A 1,422-nucleotide genomic window follows, 5' to 3' on the forward strand; every position below is an offset into this window, starting at 1 on the left:
GGCGACGGTGGCGAACAGCACCTCGGTCTCGTAGGGCTTGGCCAGGAATCCCTGCACGATGCCATTGTCGAGCATGTGCTTGACCGCGTCACTGGACGTGTACCCCGAGGTGAGCAGCACGGGCAACACTGGATACAGGCGCCGCATCTCTGTCAGGATCTCCTCTGTGGTCATCCCGGGCATCGTCATGTCCAGCAGGATGAGGTTAGCGTCGCTACCGTGCGCCTCAAGTGCGTGCAGTGCCGATGCGCCGTCGGCTGCCACAAGGACGTCGTACCCGGCACGTGACAGCAGGGCCTGAACGACGGCGCTGACGACTGGCTCATCCTCGACCACAAGCACCGTGCCGACGCAGGGACGTGCGACTGCCCGGGTGGCGACGACCGCGGGTGGCAGCTGTCCGACCAACCGTGGCAGGTAGACCTCGAACAGCGCCCCCTCGCCGGGGTCCGACTGGACCGTGACCCATCCACCGGCTTGGTGCGCCGCACCGTACACGATGGAGAGGCCGAGGCCCGTGCCATTGCCCACTGACTTCGTCGTAAAGAAGGGTTCGAAGATGTGTTGCAGGACCTCAGGCGCGATCCCCGGCCCCGTGTCTGCAACGCTCAGCACGACGAACTCCCCGGTGCGGGCGAAGGGATGGGCTTGCACATAGGCCGCGTCGACGACCGTGTTCCGCGTGCCAACGGTGAGCGTGCCTCTGCCCACCATCGAGTCGCGGGCGTTGACGCCCAGATTCAGCAGGATTTGTGTCATCTGGGACTGATCCATGAAGACGTTCCAAATACCTGGTTGCAGCTTGTTGACGATGGCGACAGACGCTGGCAGGGACTGTGTCAGCACAGCCAGGGTCCGCTCGACCGATGCGTTCGTGTCGAGCGCGACAGGCTGGATCATGGCCCCACGGCTGAACGTCAGCAGCCCTCTAGTCAGATTCGCTGCCTCCTCGGCTGCAGTTCTGATGGCATCGACGTTCTCGCGCAATGGGTCGTTGGGGGACATGCTTTCCTTCACGATGGCCACGTTGCCCAGGATACCGGTCAGCATGTTGTTGAAGTCGTGCGCGACGCCTCCTGCAAGTTCGCCAATGGCTTCCATCTTCTGGGACTGCAGCAGCTGCGCCTGCACCCGCTTGCGGTCCGTGATGTCATTGACGAAGGCAAGGAATGAAGACTGACCCTCTCCCTGGAACCGCTGAAGATGGACTTCGACCGGGTAGGTCGTCCCGTCCTTGCGCCGGTGGACAGTCTCGAACACCAGCACTTCCCTGGTTCCGTCCCGCAGGGGCAGCAGCAGCTCCTCGAAGGAAGGCCTGGTGAAGGCAGGCTTGATGTCCAGCGGCGTCATCTGCTGCAGTTCCGCCAGGGAGTAGCCCAGGTTGCTAAGGGCGGCGCCGTTGACGTAGACGAACCTCAGCGA

The 1,422-nt window shown here is 63.3% G+C and carries 1 protein-coding gene; it reads right to left on the minus strand.

All coding sequences use genetic code 11. From position 1 onward, the window contains the following. Positions 1 to 1,422 (minus strand): hybrid sensor histidine kinase/response regulator (locus SMC5_RS09820; protein ID WP_119120574.1); only part of this gene is annotated, 1,422 nt, incomplete at both ends.

The sequence above is a fragment of the Candidatus Cryosericum odellii genome, assembly GCF_003570935.1.
Taxonomy (GTDB): Bacteria; Caldisericota; Caldisericia; order Cryosericales; family Cryosericaceae; genus Cryosericum; species Cryosericum odellii.